This is a genomic window from Streptomyces cadmiisoli (assembly GCF_003261055.1).
Classification (GTDB): Bacteria; Actinomycetota; Actinomycetes; order Streptomycetales; family Streptomycetaceae; genus Streptomyces; species Streptomyces cadmiisoli.
Genome location: NZ_CP030073.1, coordinates 8,345,800 through 8,363,110, shown reverse-complemented (window position 1 = coordinate 8,363,110; position 17,311 = coordinate 8,345,800). Strand labels below are relative to the sequence as shown.

The window sequence follows — 17,311 nt, the reverse complement described above, 5'->3', positions numbered from 1 at the left end:
CGCCCGGACGGAACGTCACGTCGGCCGTGCCCGACGAGGCGGGCACCCCGGACCGACAGCCCGCCCCGCGGGAGGACCGGGAACCGCGCCCGTCCCCCGTTCGCCGCCCCGCCGGCGCATGGTCCGACATCTTTTCCCCGCTCCCTCGCCACCTCCGGTGACCTGTGCAGACACCGTGCGGAAGCAGTCAATACGCCTGCCGCAGGGCTCGATCTGGCGTTGCGTCAGGTTGCAGAGCTGACGGGTCGTCGGTTTCCTCGAAGGAACAGCGCCATAGAGGCAAAGAACCGATAAACCGGACATTGGCCGGTTGGAGGATTCGTATGCGTCGCAGACGAGTTGCGGTAGGTATCGGCCCGGTGGTCGTAGCCCTGTGTCTGTCGATCCCGGTCTCGGCCGCGGCCGACGACTCGGAGATCACCATCCGTTCGGGGGACGGCACCCCGGGCTCCACTGTCACCGTCACCACCTCCGGATGCGGCGAGGGGGAGACGTACGGGAAGGGCCAGTCGGAGCTGGCGGGTGACTTCCACATGTTCGAGGGCGATCGGGAGGGCGAGCTCAAGGGCGAGTTCACGCTGCCGGACGGGGTCGAGGCCGGAGAGGACACGGTCACCGTGAAGTGCCCGCCGCTGACCAAGCTCACGGGCACGTACCAGATCGGCTACCCGAATGGCTCCGTCGACGCCGGCTTCGGGGACTCGTCCGACAGGACCACGCAGCTCGCCGTGGGCAGTGCGCTGCTCGCCGCGGCCGCGACCGGGGCCGTGGTGACGATGCGCCGCCGTCGCAGCGACACCTGACGGCCCGGCCGCGTCCTCACCGCGATGGACATCGGGCACGGGGGCGGTTCTCCCCCAGTGGTACCGCGGCGGCAGCGGCGTCGGCACTGGCCACGCCGCGCCCGTCGACCTCACCGGCCCAGCTGGGCCCGACGGGCTGGATGGTCCCGCTCGGCAGATTGGGCCCACTGGGTCAGTCAGTTTCGCCGGGTCCGCTGGACAATTCGGTCCCGTTGGACGGATCGGTCCCGTCGGACCCGTCGGGCGGATTGGTCCCGTCGTACCCGCTGGGAGGATTGGTTCCGCCGGGCCCGCTGGGCAAGTTGGTCCGATAGGGCAGATCGGTCCCGGCTCCCGCGCCGGTTCAGTCCCTCGCTCACGCTTCTGGCGTGTGCGTTCGTCGCGGGACTGTTGTTGGTGATCACCGCGTTGGGCGAGGACCGGCCGCCGCAGCCATCGTCGGCTCAGGCCTTCCCCGCGTCCCTGTACCCGTCCCAATGGTCCCCCGCCGCGCAGCCGCTGCCTCCGTCCGTTCCCGTCCGGCTCCGGGCCCCCGCCGTCGGCCTCGACGCCCCTCTGACCTCAGTGGGGCTCGACGCGGCGGGGGCACTCCGGCCTCCGGCCGACGGACGGCGACTGGCGGGCTGGTACTCGGGTGGGCCCGCACCCGGCACCGCAGGGACGGCCGTCACCACCGGCCATGTGACCACGCGCACCGGTCCCGGCGTCTTCCACAAGGTCGGCGCGCTGGCCAGGGGCGACATCATCGAGGTCACCCGTACCGACCGGCTGACAGCGGTGTTCACCGTCGAGGCCGTGGAGGTCTACCCGAAGAACGACTTCCCGACCGCGAGGGTCTACGGCAGCTCGGGCCGCCCCGAACTCCGTGTGATCACCTGTGGCGGCAAGTACACCGACGCCACCGGCTGGCAGGCGAACGTCGTGGTGTTCGCGGCGCTGACGTCGACGAAATGAGGGGGCGGACACCGGCCGTGCGGCGTCCAGGTGTTGACACGGTTGTTGCGCGAGACGGCGTCAAGTGAGCTGCGTGGAAGATTGGTCGCCCTGGGTGCGGCGGCATCCGGGATGGGCCTCCTGCACGCCGTCTCCGACGCCTCGACGGCGGACATGGCGCGCATGCCACAGGGACGACAGGTGCGGGGCCGGACACCGCGGTCTCGTGACGCATGGTTCGTCAGATGCCGCTCGGGCTGCGGCCGGTCACAGTCCTCGGCTCATGTCACCGCCCTACGGCACTGGGCAGCACCCCGGGATCGCCGGTGCCCGCGCGGCGCGGATGGCGCGCGCTTCAGGCGCTTATCGCGGGCGTGCGGGCATTTCTGCTGTCTTGCACCGTCTGACGATGTGACGTTCACCGTTCCGGGTTGAACATGTGGTGCCGCTCGTTCATATTCCGTCTGGCCCGGGCTCGATCGGGTGCTGAACATCACAGCATGCGGGGCGTCGTGCCGCCGGATCCGCGGCCGACAGCCGCTCCCGCGTTCGACACAGGAACACGAGGCGCAAGTTGTACTCACGATGGAGATCGATGCGCAGAGCATCGCTCGGCGCCGCACTCGCGGCGATACTCGTCGCCGGCGTCGCCACCCCGACCACGGCGGCCTCCCCACGGCAAGAGCCGGGAATCCGTACGGCACCGATCGCGGCCCGCACTCCGGCCGAGGCCACGTGGATCACCTTGGTGACGGGTGACCGGGTGGCCGTCGACAGCGCGGGCGGTCCGGTGGGGCTGCGACGCGGCGAAGGCCGTCAGGACATACCTGTTCAGGTCCGCCGCGAGGACGGACATGTGTACGTCGTCCCGCTGGACGCCGCCGGGCTCGTGGCACAGGGCAGGCTCGATCGCCGGCTCTTCGACGTCACCACTCTCGCCCGTGCCGAGTACCGCGAGGCGGCCCGGCGCCAGGGTCTCGGACTGATCGTCACCTACACGGCCTCCGCACCCGGAACGCGCTCCCGACTGCGTTCGACGGACGGTGTCGAGGTCACACACACCTTCGGCGAGGTGAACGGCCAGGCACTGACCGCCGACGAGGACGAGACGGCGGGCCTCTGGACGGCCCTGACCGCCCGCACGGACGACTCACCGCACGTCACACTCGAACCGGGCGTCGACACCGTGTGGTTGAACTCCCTTCGCCGAGCCTCGCTGGACAAGAGCGTGCCGCAGATCGGCGCACCGAGCGCGTGGTCCGCCGGCTACGACGGCACGGGCGTGAAGATCGCGGTGCTGGACACCGGCGTCGACACCGCACACGCGGACCTGCTCAAGGACGCCAAGGTGATCGCGGAGCGCAACTTCACGCCGTCCCCGGACGCGCACGACCGCTTCGGGCACGGCACTCACGTCGCCTCCATCGCGGCCGGTACCGGCGCGCGGTCCGACGGCGCCTACAAGGGCGTCGCACCCGGCGCGCAGATCATCAACGGCAAGGTGATCGGCGACAACGGCTTCGGCGACGACGCCGGCATCATCGCCGGCATGGAGTGGGCCGTCTCCGAGGGCGCGAGGATCATCAACATGAGCCTCGGCGAAGCGGACACCCCCGGTGTCGACCCGGTCGAGGAGACCTTGAACCGGCTGTCGGCCGAGACCGGTGCGCTGTTCGTCGTCGCGGCGGGCAACGACGGTCCCGGTGAGTCGACCCTCGGCTCCCCCGGAACCGCCGACGCCGCGCTCACCGTGGGCGCCGTGGACCACGGCGACGAGATCGCCGTGTTCTCCTCTCGCGGGCCGCGCCTCGGAGACGGCGCGGTCAAACCGGACGTGACCGCCCCCGGCGTGAACATCACCGCCGCGGCGGCGGCCGGCAGCCTGCTCGACACCGACCCGGGGACACCCCACCCCGCGGACGGCTACCTGACCATCTCCGGCACCTCGATGGCGAGCCCGCATGTCGCCGGCGCCGCGGCGATCCTCCTTCAGGAGCACCCCGACTGGTCGGGGCCGCAGATCAAGTCGGCCCTGGTCGGATCAGCCGTGGACGGCGGGTACACCGCCTACGAGCAGGGCTCCGGCCGGATCGACGTGGCCGCGGCGATCCGGCAGACCGTCTTCGCGGAGCCGGCCTCGCTGAACTTCGGCACCACGCTCTGGCCCCACCACGACGACGAAGAGCTCCGCAAGACCGTCACCTACCGCAACACCGGTGACCGGGACATCACCCTGGACCTGTCGGTCACCGGCACCGGCCCTGACGGCGGGGCCGCACCGGAGGGCTTCTTCACCGTCGACGCACAGCGCATAACCGTCCCGGCCGACGGCACCGCCGAGGCGACCGTGACGGTGGACACCACGCTTGGCGGCGACCTCACCGGCGCCTACAGCGGAGCCCTCGTCGCCGACGGCGGCGGGCAGCGGACCCGTACCGCGGCAGCCGTGGTCCGCGAGGCCGAGGTGTACGACCTCACCATCAAGAACCTCGACCGCGACGGCCGTCCCGCCGCTGACTTCCAGACGCTGCTGTACCGCCTCGACGACTTCTTCCGCACCGAGATCACCCACGACTCCGGCTCCACCACGCTGCGTCTGCCCAAGGGCTCCTACAGCCTGGACAGCTTCATCCCGCATCAGCCCGCACCGGGACCCATGCGGGGTCTGGACTGGGTGAGCCGCCCGCTCCTGGAACTCACCGCCGACACCACGCTGACCTTCGACGCCGGAACGGCACAACCACTCACCGTCGAGGTCCCGGACCGCAAGGCGGAGCGCAGCGATCTCGCCGTCGGCTACCACATCGACGCCGGCCACGGTCATGGGCTCAACCTCAACAGCGGCACACTGGCGGACTTCCGCACCGCCCATCTGGGCCCGTCCGTGCCGGGAGATCTCCTGAACGCGTCGGTCACCAGCCTCCACGAGCACGGCTCCCAGGTGTACACCGCCGCGTACGGCCGCACCGGGACCTTCTACACCGGGTACCGCAAGACCGTCGCCGCCCGCGACCTGGCGAAGATCGAGACCACCGCGGGTGCCTCGGTTCGCGACCGGACGGGAGTGCTGTTCACCACCTCGACGGTCAACCGCGCCCTGACCATCGCGACCGCGGTCACCGGCGGCCTGCCGTTCACCAAGTCCGTCCACGCCGCCGGTCCCGGTGTGACCTGGGCGCAGGACTTCATGCAACTGAACCCCGCGCAGGGCGGCATCGTCGAGACGCTCTACAGCGTCGAGAGCAGGGAGTACAAGAAGGGCCGGAAGTACGGCAACGTCTTCAATGTCGGTGTCTTCGGACCCCGGTTGGCGGAGTCGAACGTGGGGCTGGTCCGCAGCGGTGACCTGATCATCGGCGAGACCGGCCTGTTCGACGACGGACACGGCCATGACGGGTTCTCCGCCTACGACGAGGGCCGTACGACGATCCGCCGCGACGGCGTGGAGGTGGCGGCGGCGGACGTCGCCATGGACAACTTCACGGTGTTCACCGTGCCGCCCGGCAAGGGGCGGTACCACGTCTCGACATCGGCCACCCGCAGCGGCGTCGCGTCGGTCAGCACCGAGGTGACCGCGGACTGGACCTTCACCTCGGAGCACGTGCCGGACGGCAAGGAGGTACGACTGCCCGTCTCCGTCGTCCGCTTCACCCCGACGCTCACTGTCCGCAGCACAGCGAAGGCCCACGCGTCGATCGAGGTGCCGGTGACCGTCCAGGGCGCCGCGGCAGGCCGCAACCTGGCCACGCTCAAGGTGTACTACTCGACCGACGGCGGCGACCGGTGGATCCGGGCCGACGTCAAGAACGGCAGCGTGCGGGTGAAGAACCCCGCCGCGGGCCGGTCCGTGTCGCTCAAAGCCGTGGTGAGCGACCGTCAGGGCAACACGCTGACGCAGACCGTCCGCGACGCGTACCGGGCGGAGTAGCCGCCCCGCCGACACGATGAGGGCCCGCCTCCCCTCCGGGAGGCGGGCCCTCATGGCGCCTGGGTCCTCAGGTGTCAGCGGCAGGTCCGGTAGTCGTAACCGGCCTTCCGCCATGAGCCGTCGCCGTCGACGAACTCGTAGGTGCCGTCAGCAAGGCGTCTTGCGTCGAAGGCGCCCCACAAGCCGTTGTAGCTCAGGTTCAGCGTCTGGCCGGCCCCCTCACCCCCGCTTTCGATGTGGAGCCAGTTCTGCGCCCAGCCGAAGGTCCCCTTGCCGACCGACCCGTCGACCTCCAGACCGGCGTCGTAGCTCTCGTTCTCGCGTATCTGCCAGGCTCTGGTCGCGTTGTAGGTTCCGTCGCCGAAGACGCCGTCGACCTGTGACTTGGAGGTGAGTTCGCCGTCAGCCCAGAGAATCATCTGCCACAGACACGTGGCGTTGGACGAAGCGTGGGTGTTCCGCTGAAGGATGCCCTCGTCGCCCCAGTCTCCGTCGAACTCTCCGGTCCCGTACACATATGCTCGGCCGCTGTAGGTTCCGGCCGCCGCGGCCGGAGTGGCGCTCACGGCGAGCACAGCGGCGGTCAGCGCCCCCACAGTGCACGCGGCCAGCTTGATGCGCTTGGTGTGCCAAGTCATGACGACTCCTGGACTCAGGCCCCCCCTTGGAGCCAGTTCGCGCCATTACACAGCCCCCGAGGCTGAATAGTTATGTCACATTCACGCCATAGTTCTGCCATGTTCACGCCAAGTTCACAGATCGCGGCCGGCCTGGTGGGTCGGCGTGGGAAAGCTGCCGCAAGCGGCGTTCACCACCCCGCGCCGGTCAGTGGTGGTGACCGTGTCGGCCGAGGGTCTCCACGGGGGTCGCGCCGGGGCGGGTCCACTGCGGCACGGGCCGACTGGTCGGACCCCAGGTGGCCTTCCCGTCCGAGTCCGACCGCCAGGACCAGCACGCGCTGCGCCCCTCGGGCCAGCCCTCGGGGTTGTCCTCCCACGCCTCGCCGCGTCCGTACGGCGTCATGTCGAGCAGGCCGAGGGACCCGTTGACCCGCTCGTTGCCGCGGCCCGTCGTGGAGTAGGTGAGGAACACGCGGTCGCCGTCACGCAGGAAGCAGGCGAGGTACCCCATCTCTCCACCGACCGGCGCGTCCACGCCGCGCACCGAGTACCAGGGCTGGGTGTAGCCCATGAACTCGACGTAGCAGGCGACCTCGTCCCAGGGGCCCGTGGTCAGGACGGCGAACGAGACGCCACGGGCATGGAGGTAGACGGCGTCCTTCAGGTGCCAGGCCGCTGTGGTGCAGCCCTCGCACTGCCCCTGATGCGGCGCACCGTCCCACCACATGTGCTGGTAGACCACGAGTTCGTCGCGGCCCTGGAAGAGGTCGAGGAACGGGACCGGGCCGTCGGGTCCGACGACCTCGACCGTCCCGTCGAGCTCCACCATCGGCAGTCGGCGGCGGGCCGCGGCCAGGGCGTCGCCTTCGCGGGTGTGGGCCTTCTCGCGGACGAGGAGTTCGTCACGGGCGGCCTGCCAGGTGGCCAGGTCGACGACGGGCGGGCGGCCGGGCAGCGCGGTGGTCTGGTCACTCGGTGTGGCCGTCATGGCGTCCTCCGTGGCGTGTCGTGCCGGGCAGCGTCGTACGACGACGTCCTACGACACCAGTACAGACCCTCGACGCGGCCGGAACTCATCGCAGCGAGGCCGGACACTCATCCGTAGGTGCCCGGACCACGGGGAAGTGCGTCGCGCCCACCTCGGCAGGCACAGGCCGCTCAGACGCGCGGGCGCACCTCCACGACGGCCTGGTCGTAGGCGTGGTACGAGATCGGGTCGGACTCGACGAGCAGCACGACCCAGGAATCGCCGCGCTCCCACACCTCGTACTTCTTGGCACCGTCCGGCCGGTACGGGGACTCGGCAAGAGGCTCGCCGAGACGTGCTCGCAGCAGCTTGCCCGCCTGCACGTACTCGGCCTCGAAGTCCGCTGCCGACGCCTGCGGCAGACAGTCGGCGCGGGCGAAGAAGGGCCCTTGTTCCCGCTCCCAGGCCTCGGGGTCGTCGGGGTCTGCGAAGTAGGCGAACGGCATGGCGACCCAGCAGCCCGCGCGGCACTGGGGATGTGCACACACGGCGTCACGGCCCTCCTGGCACCCCGGATACTCACCGAGAAGCAGCCACCAGTCGTCCACGCCCTCCTCGCCGACGACCGGCCACACGTCCAACCACCCGATGACGATCTCCCCGTCGTCCCCCTCCATGTGCCAGCCGTTGCGCACGAAGGTCTCCTCGTACGCGCGGAGGCTCCAGGGCAGATCCGCGAGAGTGACCATACGGTCCACGAGGTCGCCGTCCAGGAGTCGCCGCGTCATCGCCATGGTGCCGAAACCTACTGCAGCGGGACCCCGGGCATCGCTGCAACCCCGTGACTCGCGGCACGGGCCCGGGCCTGCCCGGCTCACCTACCTCCGGCCCCGTGCGCGGGGCCAGGTACGAGACATGAAGCCACGCCGAGGACTTCAACAAGGGCGGCGCGGCATTCGTAATCAATCAGTCATTTCACGCATCACCTTCCAAACATGACCTCTTCAGGTTGCTTGGATGGGTCCATGGCCAACAACAGTGCGCGAAGGATCGGGATCCTGTTGTTCCCGGACGTCGAGGAGCTCGACGCGATCGGCCCGTGGGAGGTGCTGTCCCATTGGACCCGGGCCTACCCGGACGACGGCTGGAAGGTCTTCTGCTTCTCCGCCGACGGCGAACCAGTGACGTGTGCGAAGGGGCTCACCGTCGCGGCACATCACTCGCTCACCGATATGCCGTCGATCGATGTCCTCCTGCATCCCGGCGGTCGAGGGACTCGCCCTCAGCTCACCGACGAGAAGCACTTGGAGTGGCTTCGCTCCCGGCGGCGATCGATCCGGCTGCTGACGAGTGTCTGTACCGGCTCCTTGGTCTTCGCGGCGGCCGGACTGCTGCGCGGACGGCCCGCCACCACGCACTGGGCCTCGCTGGACCGACTGGCCGAGCTCGACCCGACGATCGATGTGCGTCCGGACGACCGGTTCGTCGACGACGGTGACGTGGTGACCTCCGCGGGCATCTCGGCCGGCATCGACATGGCACTTCATCTGGTGGCCCGGCTGTCCTCGGCGGAACGCGCCCGCCAGGTTCGGCGGGACATCCAGTACGACCCGCAGCCACCTTCGCTGTAGCGCACGCGGGCAGGCCGACAAAGGGCCACCGCCGTGCGGGCACGCGGGTCCGGCCGTACGGTTTTGCTGTGTGCGCTGTCCCGGACAACGGCGACGTACGGCCGCACAGCTCCTTCACCCCCACGCCGCGGCGGACACGAGCGGGTCCGCTGACGCCAGGCGTGGACTCGTCCGGGGGGACCGAACGGGAGAGCAGTGATGAACGGAGTACGTGTCTCTGTTGGTTTTCTGGCCGCCGGCATGGCGACCGTGGCGCTCTCGTGCGCCCCTGCGACAGATCATGCGAGTGGCAAGGTGCCGGTCGCCGCGGTGACCTCGGAACGCCCGTCCGAGACGCTGACGCCCATCCTCGAACAGGCAATCCCGAATATCCGGGGGAAAACTTTCACCTCGGCGATCGTGAACTTCCCGCCCGACGCACGCGCGGTGCCGCACCGCCACGGTGAGGCGTTCGTCTACGCCTACGTACTCCAAGGCACGATGCGCAGCCAGCTCGGCGGAGAGCCGGCCCGTACGTATCACCAAGGCGAGCAGTGGGTCGAAGAACCGGGCGCCTATCACGTACTGACGGAGAACACCAGCAAGACGGAATCGGCGAAGCTCCTGGTCGTCTTCATCTCCAACACAGGGGACGCGCTCAAGGTCCCCGAGTCATGAGAATCAGAAAATCGGTTGCGTGACGGCTGACCCGCAGTACTACCGATTGACGGGCGCGAGAACTGCCGGTGGATCGGCACGCCGCAAAGCCGCGGCCGTGCATTCCGCGTCAGCACGCGCAGCGACGACTCAGCCGGGAAACGCGCCTCGCGCTTCGCGGGCGAAAGGCTGCCGCCATCCCCTGCGTGCCGCCCCGCGCCGTCCCGGACCCGGTCCGAGCCATGTAGCCAGGCGAGCGCCACGTTCGTTCGAACGGCGCCGACGAGCGCGGGTGCGCCGTTGATCCACCACAGCCGCCGAACTGTGCTAGGCTTTCAGCGTTGCAGTTGTGGTACCCATGAACCTATGTGCGCCTGACGGGAATGTTTCTCCTAAGGCGCATTATTTGTTTTCCGGCATCTCCGGATGTGATGGGGCCTCTGCCTAACATAGAGGAGAATGTCGTGGCACAGGGAACCGTGAAGTGGTTCAACGCCGAAAAGGGTTTCGGCTTCATTCAGCAGGACGGCGGCGGTCCGGACGTCTTCGCTCACTACTCGAACATCGCGACCCAGGGCTTCCGTGAGCTCCAGGAGGGCCAGCGGGTCTCCTTCGACGTCACGCAGGGCCAGAAGGGTCCGCAGGCGGAGAACATCGTCCCCGCCTGATATCCGGACGCGTATCCACTAGCCGGGGTCCGCACTGTCATGGTGCGGACCCCGGTTTGTGCTGTTTCCAGGAAGGCAGACCTCTTTAATGTCCCGCAGGCCCCAGAAGCCGAACCGGCGCTCCTCGTCGCCCCAACCGTCCGCGTCGTCGCCGAGGGAATTCCGGCTGCCGGAAACCGCGACACCCGCACTTCCCGCTGTCGAGGAATTCGCCGATCTGGACATGCCCGCGGCGCTACTGAAGACCCTCACCGCACAGGGCGTGACCACCCCCTTCCCCATCCAGGCCGCCACCCTGCCCAACTCGCTCGCCGGCCGTGACCTGCTGGGTCGGGGACGCACCGGCTCCGGGAAGACCCTCGCGTTCGGACTGGCGCTCCTGGCCCGCACGGCCGGACTGCGCGCACAGCCCAAGGCACCCCTCGCCCTCGTGCTGGTACCCACCCGTGAACTCGCCCAGCAGGTCACGGACGCGCTGACCCCCTACGCGACGGCCGTGAACCTCCGGCTGGCCACCGTGATCGGCGGGATGTCGATCACCAGGCAGGCCGCGGCCATCCGGCGGGGCGCCGAGGTGCTCGTGGCGAGTCCCGGCAGGCTCAACGACCTCGTGGAACGCGGAGACTGCGTGCTCGACGAGGTGCGCATCACGGTGCTGGACGAAGCCGACCAGATGACCGACATGGGCTTCCTTCCGCAGATCACCAAGCTGATCCAGCAGGTACACCCCGACGGTCAGCGCATGCTGTTCTCGGCCACCCTGGACCGCAACATCGACTCACTGGTCCGGCGGTTCCTCACCGACCCCGTGGTGCACTCCGTGGACCCGTCCGCCGGAGCGGTGACCACCATGGAGCACCACGTGCTCCACGTCCAGGACGAGACCGACAAGAAGGCCGTCACCACGCGTATCGCGGCCCGTGACGGACGGGTCATCCTCTTCGTCGACACGAAGAGATCCGCCGACCGGCTCGCCAAGCGGCTCCTGGCCGTCGGTGTCCACGCGGCGCCGCTGCACGGGGGCCGCTCCCAGCCGCAGCGCAATCGCACCCTGGAACAGTTCAAGAACGGCCAGGTCACCGCCCTGGTGGCGACGAACGTCGCGGCCCGTGGCATACACATCGACGACCTCGACCTCGTCGTGAACGTCGATCCCCCCACCGACCACAAGGACTACGTCCACCGCGGCGGCCGTACGGCCCGCGCCGGCGGCTCCGGCAGCGTGGTCACGCTGGCCCTGCCCACCCAGAAGCGGGACGTCACCCGACTCATGTCGGACGCCGGTATCCGTCCCCGTACGGCCCGCGTCACGTCGAGCGACCCGGAACTCGCCACCATCACCGGTGCCCGTGAGCCTTCTGGTGTGGCCGTCACCATCCAGATCCCCGAGCCGACGGCGCCGACGGCGTCCCGACTGGACCGGAAGCCGGGCAACAAGCCGGGCAGGCGGTCCGGCCGCCGACGTCCGGAGGGCGACGGCGGAGCAACGGCTTCGGGCTCCGTCAATGGAACGCGCCAGGCTGCCAACGGGACCCGCGGTCGCGGCTCCAACCGTGGCGCCGCGGCCGAGGCGGCGGCCTCGGGTGGGGCGTCCGCGACCGGAGGGCGCGGCACTGCCCGTCGGACGCAATCCGCCGGCGGGGCCACGAAGGGTGCCTCCGGAGCGGCCAGGGCGACCAACCGCGGTACGGACCGGCAGTCCGCGGCCGGCGCTGCCTCGGGCACGGCTGCACGCGGCTCCGGCAAAGCTGGTCACGAATCCGGCCGACGGACGGCGGCCGGCCGAGCCACGGGCGGCGCTGCCGGGACCAGCGGCCGCGGCTCCGACCGCCGGGGCGGCCGGCGAACCTCTGCCACCTGACCCGCGGCGAGCAAGGCCCGCCCGGGTGACGACTGTTCATCGGCGTCGGTTCCTCGCCACCGCCCGAGTCGCGACTTACTGACGGGCCGAGCCGAACGGGCCAGGCGGCCAGGCCGGCGGGGTGTGCCGTCCCGTCGGTCGGTGGGGGGGCGAGTGGAGTCGATGCGTTTGCGTACCCTGGCGGCATGCGCATGCGCCCCACGTTGAGCTGGACCCCGACCGAGGACCTGCCACCTGCCACGACGGACCTGGAACCCGTCGTGGCAGCGCTGAACACCGGCGGTGTTCTGGTACTCAGCGGGGCGGGCATCTCCACGGAGTCGGGCATCCCCGACTACCGGGGCGAGGGCGGGAGCCTGGGCCGACACACACCGATGACCTATCAGGATTTCACCGCCGACCCCCGGGCTCGACGCCGCTACTGGGCGCGCAGTCACCTCGGCTGGCGCACCTTCGGCCGCGCCCGCCCCAACGCCGGGCACCGGGCCGTGGCCGCGTTCGCCCGGCGCGGCCTGCTCTCGGGCGTGATCACTCAGAACGTCGACGGTCTGCACCAGGCCGCCGGCAGCGAGACCGTCACGGAACTCCACGGGAGCCTGGCCCGGGTCGTCTGCCTCTCCTGCGGAGCCTTCAGCCCGCGCCATGAACTCGCCCGGCGGCTGGAGGAGGCCAACGCGGGCTTTGAACCGGTGGCCGCCGGAATCAACCCGGACGGTGACGCCGACCTCACCGACGAACAGGTCGGGGACTTCCGCGTGATGCCCTGCGCGATCTGCGGCGGCATCCTCAAACCGGACGTGGTGTTCTTCGGCGAAACCGTTCCCCCGCAGCGGGTCGAGCACTGCCGCGAACTGGTCCGAGGGGCGACCTCGCTTCTCGTCCTGGGCTCCTCACTGACCGTGATGTCCGGACTGCGTTTCGTCCGCCAGGCGGCCCAGGCCCAAAAACCGGTACTGATCATCAACCGGGACCCGACCCGGGGCGACCCGCACGCCGTGACGCGGGTCGCCCTCACCCTGGGAGCGGCACTCAGCACGGTGGCCGACCGACTGAACATCCCCGTCGACGGACAGGCGACAGCCGGTAACTGACACGACCCCGGGCCCAATCCGGGTGCGATCCGTGAGCACGGGGGCATACACCCGCGACGGGTGCAGGCCGGAAGAAGCAACCTCCGGCAACCTCCGCCTGCGCCCTGCGTTGTGCCCGCCACCGTCGCTGCGCTGCGTCGACCGCTCGGACCCGACCGCGGCGTACGGCCGCGGGTCGGGGCCAACACAGCGCTCAGTTTCGACGACTGGACACAGGCTCCGAGAAGGCAACCGCGGCGAGCGGGCTACCGCTCAATCGAGCGAAGTGCTTCGATCCATTACAACCGCACAACTTCTTCACGAGTCGTACACCCGGACGGCAATGAAGTAGTCAGGGGGACCCATGGCCGACAGCACGCCGCCGCCGATGCCCGACTTCCCGCCGACGCCGCCACCCGCACCGACGAAGTCCCACACGAACGCGGTCATCGCCGGGACCACCGCTGCGGCCGTCGCGGCAATCGTGGTCGTGGGCGTGCTCGTTGCCGACGATGACGGTTCGAGCGACGCCGAGCCGGCACCTATTGTCACCATCACGGAAACCGAGACCGAGACCGAGACCGAGACCGTGGAGCTGACCGATCAGGAGATCATCGACAGGTCGTTGGAGATCATCGAGTCCGCCGAGGCGGATCTCGACGCGGGGCTGGTCCCTGACGTGACGGTCCCGGCGGCCGATCCGGCTCCCACGGAGGAAGAGGAGGAGCCGGTCGGGCCCTCCACGTCGATCGGCTCCGGCACGTATCTGGTGGGCGAGGACGTGAAGGCCGGCTCCTACAAGACGTCGGGCCCCACGGACGACATGTGTTACTGGGCGCGGAACAAGAACGACTCGGGAGAGTTGGAGGCGATCATCGCCAACGGCATCCTGGAAGGCCCGGGGCGGGTCACGTTGAACAAGGGCGAGGTCTTCGAGACGAGCGGCTGCGAGGTGTGGGAGCTGGCCAAGTAGCCGTGCCGGCCACGGGCCCTCGGTCCCACCCACGCACACCTGAGGCCCCGGCTGTCCGCCCTACGAGGTCATAGCCCAGCCACGTCGACAAGGGCCGCTGGTCCTTGCCGCCGGGCACCCACCGGTCCGGTCGCCCGGCACCCACCGCTCCGGTCCCGGGGCACGTACCGGTCCGGTCGCCCGGCGTCCATCGTCACCCCGGCACAACCGGCGACAGCCCCGCTCCAGGCACAACGTAGTCTTGTGCAGCGTTGGCCAGGCCGTGGGGAGAGGGTGAATGTCGGGAGCCGTAAGGCGCCGTACGGGGTGGTTGGCCGTCGGCCTTCTCCTGTTGCTGCTGGCAGTGCTGCTCAGTCTCGCGGTGGGCAGCCGCCCGATCGCCCCCTCGGTGGTCTGGGACGCCCTCGTGCACGGCGGTACGAGCGACGACGCGCAGGTCGTGCGGTCGCTGCGAGTTCCGCGGACGGTCATCGGGGTACTGGTCGGCGTCGCACTCGCCGTTGCAGGAACGGTTCTTCAGGGCATCACCCGCAACCCGATCGCCGAGCCGGGCATCCTGGGCATCAGCCAGGGAGCCTCGATGGGCGTCGTCTGCGCCATCGCGTTCTTCGGGGTGCACTCGCTGACCGGGTACGTCTGGTACGCGTTCGCGGGCGCCGGTGTCGCGGCGGTCTGCATCTACGCCGTCGCCAGCAGTGGGCGGGGAGGCGCCTCCCCGGTCAAGCTGGCCCTGGCCGGTGCCGCGATCAACGCCTTCCTCGCGTCCCTCATCTCGGCGGTCCTCACGACCGACGCGCGGGCCCTGGACGAATTCCGCTACTGGGACGTCGGTTCGATCAGCGGCCGGGAGGCGTCGATCGCGGGACAGATCTGGCCCTTCCTGCTGGCCGGGCTGCTGCTGGTCCTGAGCATGGCCCGCGGGCTGGACGCACTCGCGCTCGGCGATGACATCGCCCGAGGGCTCGGCCGCAACGTGGCGTTGCTGCGAGCCACCGGCGCCCTGGGCGCGACCGTGCTGACCGGCGCCGCGGTCGCCGCCGCGGGTCCCATCGCCTTCACGGGCCTCGCCGTACCGCATGTGGCCCGCGCGCTCGTCGGCACACAGCATCGATGGCTGCTGCCCATGGCCGTGCTGCTCGGGCCGGTGATGCTGCTGCTCGCGGACGTCCTCGGCCGTGTTGTCGTACGGCCGTCGGAAGTGCCCGTCGGCGTGATGACCGCGCTGGCCGGCGTACCGTTCCTGGTCGCGCTGGTGCGGCGGAAGAAAGCAGTCGTGGCATGACGTACGCCCCGCATCGCCCTTCGTTCCGGCCGGCCGGGCATGCCGTTCTGCGGGCCGGTCGCGGCAGCAGCTTCCTGCTGCATCGCAGGACCTTGGTCGTGTCCTGCGTCCTCGCGTTCCTGCTGGCCGGCACTGTCGTGGCGTCGCTGTGCGTCGGCGAGTCGTTCGTCGCGCCGAGCGAGGTCCTGCGTGTGCTGCTCGGGCTGCCCAGCCCCGACGAGTTGGTGGTCGGCACCCTTCGGCTGCCGCGCCTGGTGACCGGACTTCTGGTGGGCGCCGCCTTCGGTGTCTCGGGCGCGCTGATCCAGACCGTGGCCCGTAACCCGCTCGCCAGCCCCGACGTCATCGGCGTGACCCACGGCGCGGGCGCGGCGACGGTGGCCGCGATGACCTTCGGTGTCACCTCGTACACCCTCCTGCCGTACGTGTCCGTCGTGGGCGGCCTCCTCGCCGCGCTGCTCGTCTACGCACTCGCTTGGCGGGGTGGGTTGTCCGCCTCCCGCTTCGTGCTGGTGGGCATCGGTATCTCGGTCGCTCTCGGCGCGCTGACCCGGCTGTTCGTGACCAAGGGCGACTACCTCGTCGCCCAGCAGGCCAAGACCTGGCTCACCGGGTCGCTCAACGGACGCGGCTGGGACCAGGCGGCACCGCTCGCCACGGTCCTCGTACTCCTGCTGCCGTTCCTGCTGTGGGCGGCTCGGGCCCAGCGAGGGTCGGCTTTCGACGAGGACACGGCCACCGCCCTCGGCATCAGGCTCGGCCGGCTGCGTCTCGGCCTCAGCGTCCTCGGTGTCGTGCTCGCGTCCGTGGCGACCGGTGCCGCGGGTCCGGTGGACTTCGTGGCCCTGCTCGCCCCGCAGATCGCCCGGCGGCTCACCCGCACCCCGCACATTCCGCTCCTGTCCTCGGCGCTCATGGGCGCGCTGATCGTGGTCGTCGCGGATCTGCTCGCCCGCAGGCTCCTCTCGCCGCTGGAACTGCCGGTCGGCGTGTTCACCGCCCTGGTGGGAGCGCCCTATCTGATGTGGCTGATCGTCAGCACCCGTAGCAGCCGTTCCGGAGGAACCGCGTGACCGGCACCCGCCCGACCCCCGACGTCGCCGACGACCGCACCGCCCCGGTGACCGGTGCCCGCCTCGCCGCTCGGGAACTCACCCTCGCCTACGAGGACCGCGTGGTCGTCGAGGACCTGGACGTCGAGATCCCGGACGGCAAGGTCACCGTCATCGTCGGGCCCAACGCATGCGGCAAGTCCACGCTGCTGCGCGCCCTGGGCCGACTGCTCAAACCCCGCCGGGGCGCGGTACTCCTCGACGGTACCGATCTGTCACGCGTGCCCACCCGGCGCATCGCGCAGACGGTCGGGCTGCTGCCGCAGACGCCGGTGGCACCGGAGGGAATCACCGTCGCCGACCTGGTCTCGCGCGGGCGGCAGCCTCACCAGAAGTGGTGGCAGCAGTGGTCCGAGGCGGACGAGACCCACGTCACCGAGGCGATGGAGCGCACGTCGACCGCCGACCTCGCGGAGCGTCAGATCGACGCGCTGTCCGGCGGTCAGCGCCAGCGCGTGTGGATCGCCATGGCTCTCGCCCAGGACACCGAGCTGCTCCTGCTCGACGAACCGACGACGTATCTGGACATCGCCCACCAGGTGGAAGTACTGGACCTCGTGCGGCAGTTGAACCGGGAGCGCGGCCGGACCGTGGTCGCGGTGCTGCACGATCTGAACCAGGCGGCACGTTACGCCGACCACCTCATCGCCATGCGGGCGGGGCGGATCGTCGCGCAGGGGCCGCCCTCCGAGATCGTCACCGCCGAGCTGGTCCAGGAGGTCTTCGGACTCGCGTCGATCGTCGTGCCGGATCCCGTGACAGGGGATCCGCTCGTGGTCCCCGGACCTCCGCGCCCGGCGAAGCCCTTGCCCGGCGCGTGACCGGAA

The 17,311-nt window shown here is 70.1% G+C and carries 15 protein-coding genes; 12 read left to right on the top strand and 3 right to left on the bottom strand.

The genetic code is table 11. From position 1 onward, the window contains the following. Positions 1–323: 323 nt before the first annotated feature. From DN051_RS36750 to DN051_RS36740, 3 genes are all read left to right on the top strand, one after another. Positions 324–803 (top strand): hypothetical protein, encoded by a 480-nt coding sequence (locus tag DN051_RS36750; RefSeq protein WP_053755913.1) that lies wholly within the window; start codon positions 324–326, stop codon positions 801–803. Between the two features lie 396 nt (positions 804–1,199). Further along, entirely contained in the window at positions 1,200–1,757 is a 558-nt protein-coding gene (locus DN051_RS36745; protein ID WP_324612300.1) for a class F sortase, read from the top strand. Positions 1,758–2,331: 574 nt separating this feature from the next. Then, a complete protein-coding gene (locus tag DN051_RS36740) occupies positions 2,332–5,664 on the top strand; it encodes a S8 family serine peptidase (RefSeq protein WP_112441050.1) in 3,333 nt (1,110 codons plus the stop codon). Positions 5,665–5,738: 74 nt separating this feature from the next. Here the strand turns inward: DN051_RS36740 and DN051_RS36735 are convergent, their stop codons facing one another. The 3 genes from DN051_RS36735 to DN051_RS36725 form a co-directional block, all read right to left on the bottom strand. Next, positions 5,739–6,302 (bottom strand): peptidoglycan-binding domain-containing protein, encoded by a 564-nt coding sequence (locus tag DN051_RS36735; protein WP_112441048.1) that lies wholly within the window; start codon positions 6,300–6,302, stop codon positions 5,739–5,741. 187 nt (positions 6,303–6,489) lie between these two features. Further along, entirely contained in the window at positions 6,490–7,272 is a 783-nt protein-coding gene (locus DN051_RS36730; protein ID WP_112441046.1) for a DUF899 domain-containing protein, read from the bottom strand. Between the two features lie 170 nt (positions 7,273–7,442). Then, positions 7,443–8,039: a hypothetical protein gene (locus DN051_RS36725; protein ID WP_246040723.1), complete on the bottom strand. Its 597-nt coding sequence runs from the start codon at positions 8,037–8,039 to the stop codon at positions 7,443–7,445. Between the two features lie 237 nt (positions 8,040–8,276). Here DN051_RS36725 and DN051_RS36720 point away from each other — a divergent pair, with 237 nt between their 5' ends. The 9 genes from DN051_RS36720 (at position 8,277) to DN051_RS36680 (ending at position 17,305) form a co-directional block, all read left to right on the top strand. Beyond that, positions 8,277–8,882 carry a DJ-1/PfpI family protein gene (locus DN051_RS36720; RefSeq protein ID WP_112441042.1) on the top strand — a complete coding sequence of 202 codons (606 nt, stop codon included), beginning with the start codon at positions 8,277–8,279 and terminating at the stop codon, positions 8,880–8,882. 198 nt (positions 8,883–9,080) lie between these two features. After that, positions 9,081–9,539, top strand: a complete 459-nt coding sequence (locus DN051_RS36715) for a cupin domain-containing protein (RefSeq protein ID WP_112441040.1) — start codon at positions 9,081–9,083, stop codon at positions 9,537–9,539. 443 nt (positions 9,540–9,982) lie between these two features. Then, on the top strand, positions 9,983–10,186 hold the full coding sequence (locus tag DN051_RS36710; RefSeq protein ID WP_023544341.1) for a cold-shock protein: 204 nt from the start codon (positions 9,983–9,985) through the stop codon (positions 10,184–10,186). 88 nt (positions 10,187–10,274) lie between these two features. Next, entirely contained in the window at positions 10,275–12,047 is a 1,773-nt protein-coding gene (locus DN051_RS36705) for a DEAD/DEAH box helicase (RefSeq protein ID WP_112441038.1), read from the top strand. A 185-nt stretch (positions 12,048–12,232) separates the two neighbouring features. Beyond that, complete coding sequence (locus tag DN051_RS36700) at positions 12,233–13,138, top strand: NAD-dependent protein deacetylase (RefSeq protein WP_112441036.1); 906 nt, start codon at positions 12,233–12,235, stop codon at positions 13,136–13,138. Between the two features lie 343 nt (positions 13,139–13,481). Further along, positions 13,482–14,090 (top strand): Rv1352/Rv1906c domain-containing protein, encoded by a 609-nt coding sequence (locus DN051_RS36695; protein ID WP_246040722.1) that lies wholly within the window; start codon positions 13,482–13,484, stop codon positions 14,088–14,090. A 277-nt stretch (positions 14,091–14,367) separates the two neighbouring features. Next, positions 14,368–15,372 (top strand): FecCD family ABC transporter permease, encoded by a 1,005-nt coding sequence (locus DN051_RS36690; protein WP_112441034.1) that lies wholly within the window; start codon positions 14,368–14,370, stop codon positions 15,370–15,372. Continuing rightward, positions 15,369–16,445 (top strand): FecCD family ABC transporter permease, encoded by a 1,077-nt coding sequence (locus tag DN051_RS36685; protein WP_053755924.1) that lies wholly within the window; start codon positions 15,369–15,371, stop codon positions 16,443–16,445. The genes DN051_RS36690 and DN051_RS36685 overlap by 4 nt, the downstream gene beginning before the upstream one ends. After that, entirely contained in the window at positions 16,442–17,305 is an 864-nt protein-coding gene (locus tag DN051_RS36680; protein WP_234388565.1) for an ABC transporter ATP-binding protein, read from the top strand. Before DN051_RS36685 ends, DN051_RS36680 begins: the two co-directional genes overlap by 4 nt. Positions 17,306–17,311: the final 6 nt, after the last annotated feature.

Bases quoted from the DNA above. Each gene is read 5' to 3' on its own strand.
- DN051_RS36750 (WP_053755913.1), top strand. From the start codon at position 324: ATGCGTCGCAGACGAGTTGCGGTAGGTATCGGCCCGGTGGTCGTAGCC.
- DN051_RS36740 (WP_112441050.1), top strand. From the start codon at position 2,332: ATGCGCAGAGCATCGCTCGGCGCCGCACTCGCGGCGATACTCGTCGCC.
- DN051_RS36735 (WP_112441048.1), bottom strand. From the start codon at position 6,302: ATGACTTGGCACACCAAGCGCATCAAGCTGGCCGCGTGCACTGTGGGG.
- DN051_RS36730 (WP_112441046.1), bottom strand. From the start codon at position 7,272: ATGACGGCCACACCGAGTGACCAGACCACCGCGCTGCCCGGCCGCCCG.
- DN051_RS36725 (WP_246040723.1), bottom strand. From the start codon at position 8,039: ATGACGCGGCGACTCCTGGACGGCGACCTCGTGGACCGTATGGTCACT.
- DN051_RS36720 (WP_112441042.1), top strand. From the start codon at position 8,277: ATGGCCAACAACAGTGCGCGAAGGATCGGGATCCTGTTGTTCCCGGAC.
- DN051_RS36715 (WP_112441040.1), top strand. From the start codon at position 9,081: ATGAACGGAGTACGTGTCTCTGTTGGTTTTCTGGCCGCCGGCATGGCG.
- DN051_RS36705 (WP_112441038.1), top strand. From the start codon at position 10,275: ATGTCCCGCAGGCCCCAGAAGCCGAACCGGCGCTCCTCGTCGCCCCAA.
- DN051_RS36700 (WP_112441036.1), top strand. From the start codon at position 12,233: ATGCGCATGCGCCCCACGTTGAGCTGGACCCCGACCGAGGACCTGCCA.
- DN051_RS36695 (WP_246040722.1), top strand. From the start codon at position 13,482: ATGGCCGACAGCACGCCGCCGCCGATGCCCGACTTCCCGCCGACGCCG.
- DN051_RS36690 (WP_112441034.1), top strand. From the start codon at position 14,368: ATGTCGGGAGCCGTAAGGCGCCGTACGGGGTGGTTGGCCGTCGGCCTT.
- DN051_RS36685 (WP_053755924.1), top strand. From the start codon at position 15,369: ATGACGTACGCCCCGCATCGCCCTTCGTTCCGGCCGGCCGGGCATGCC.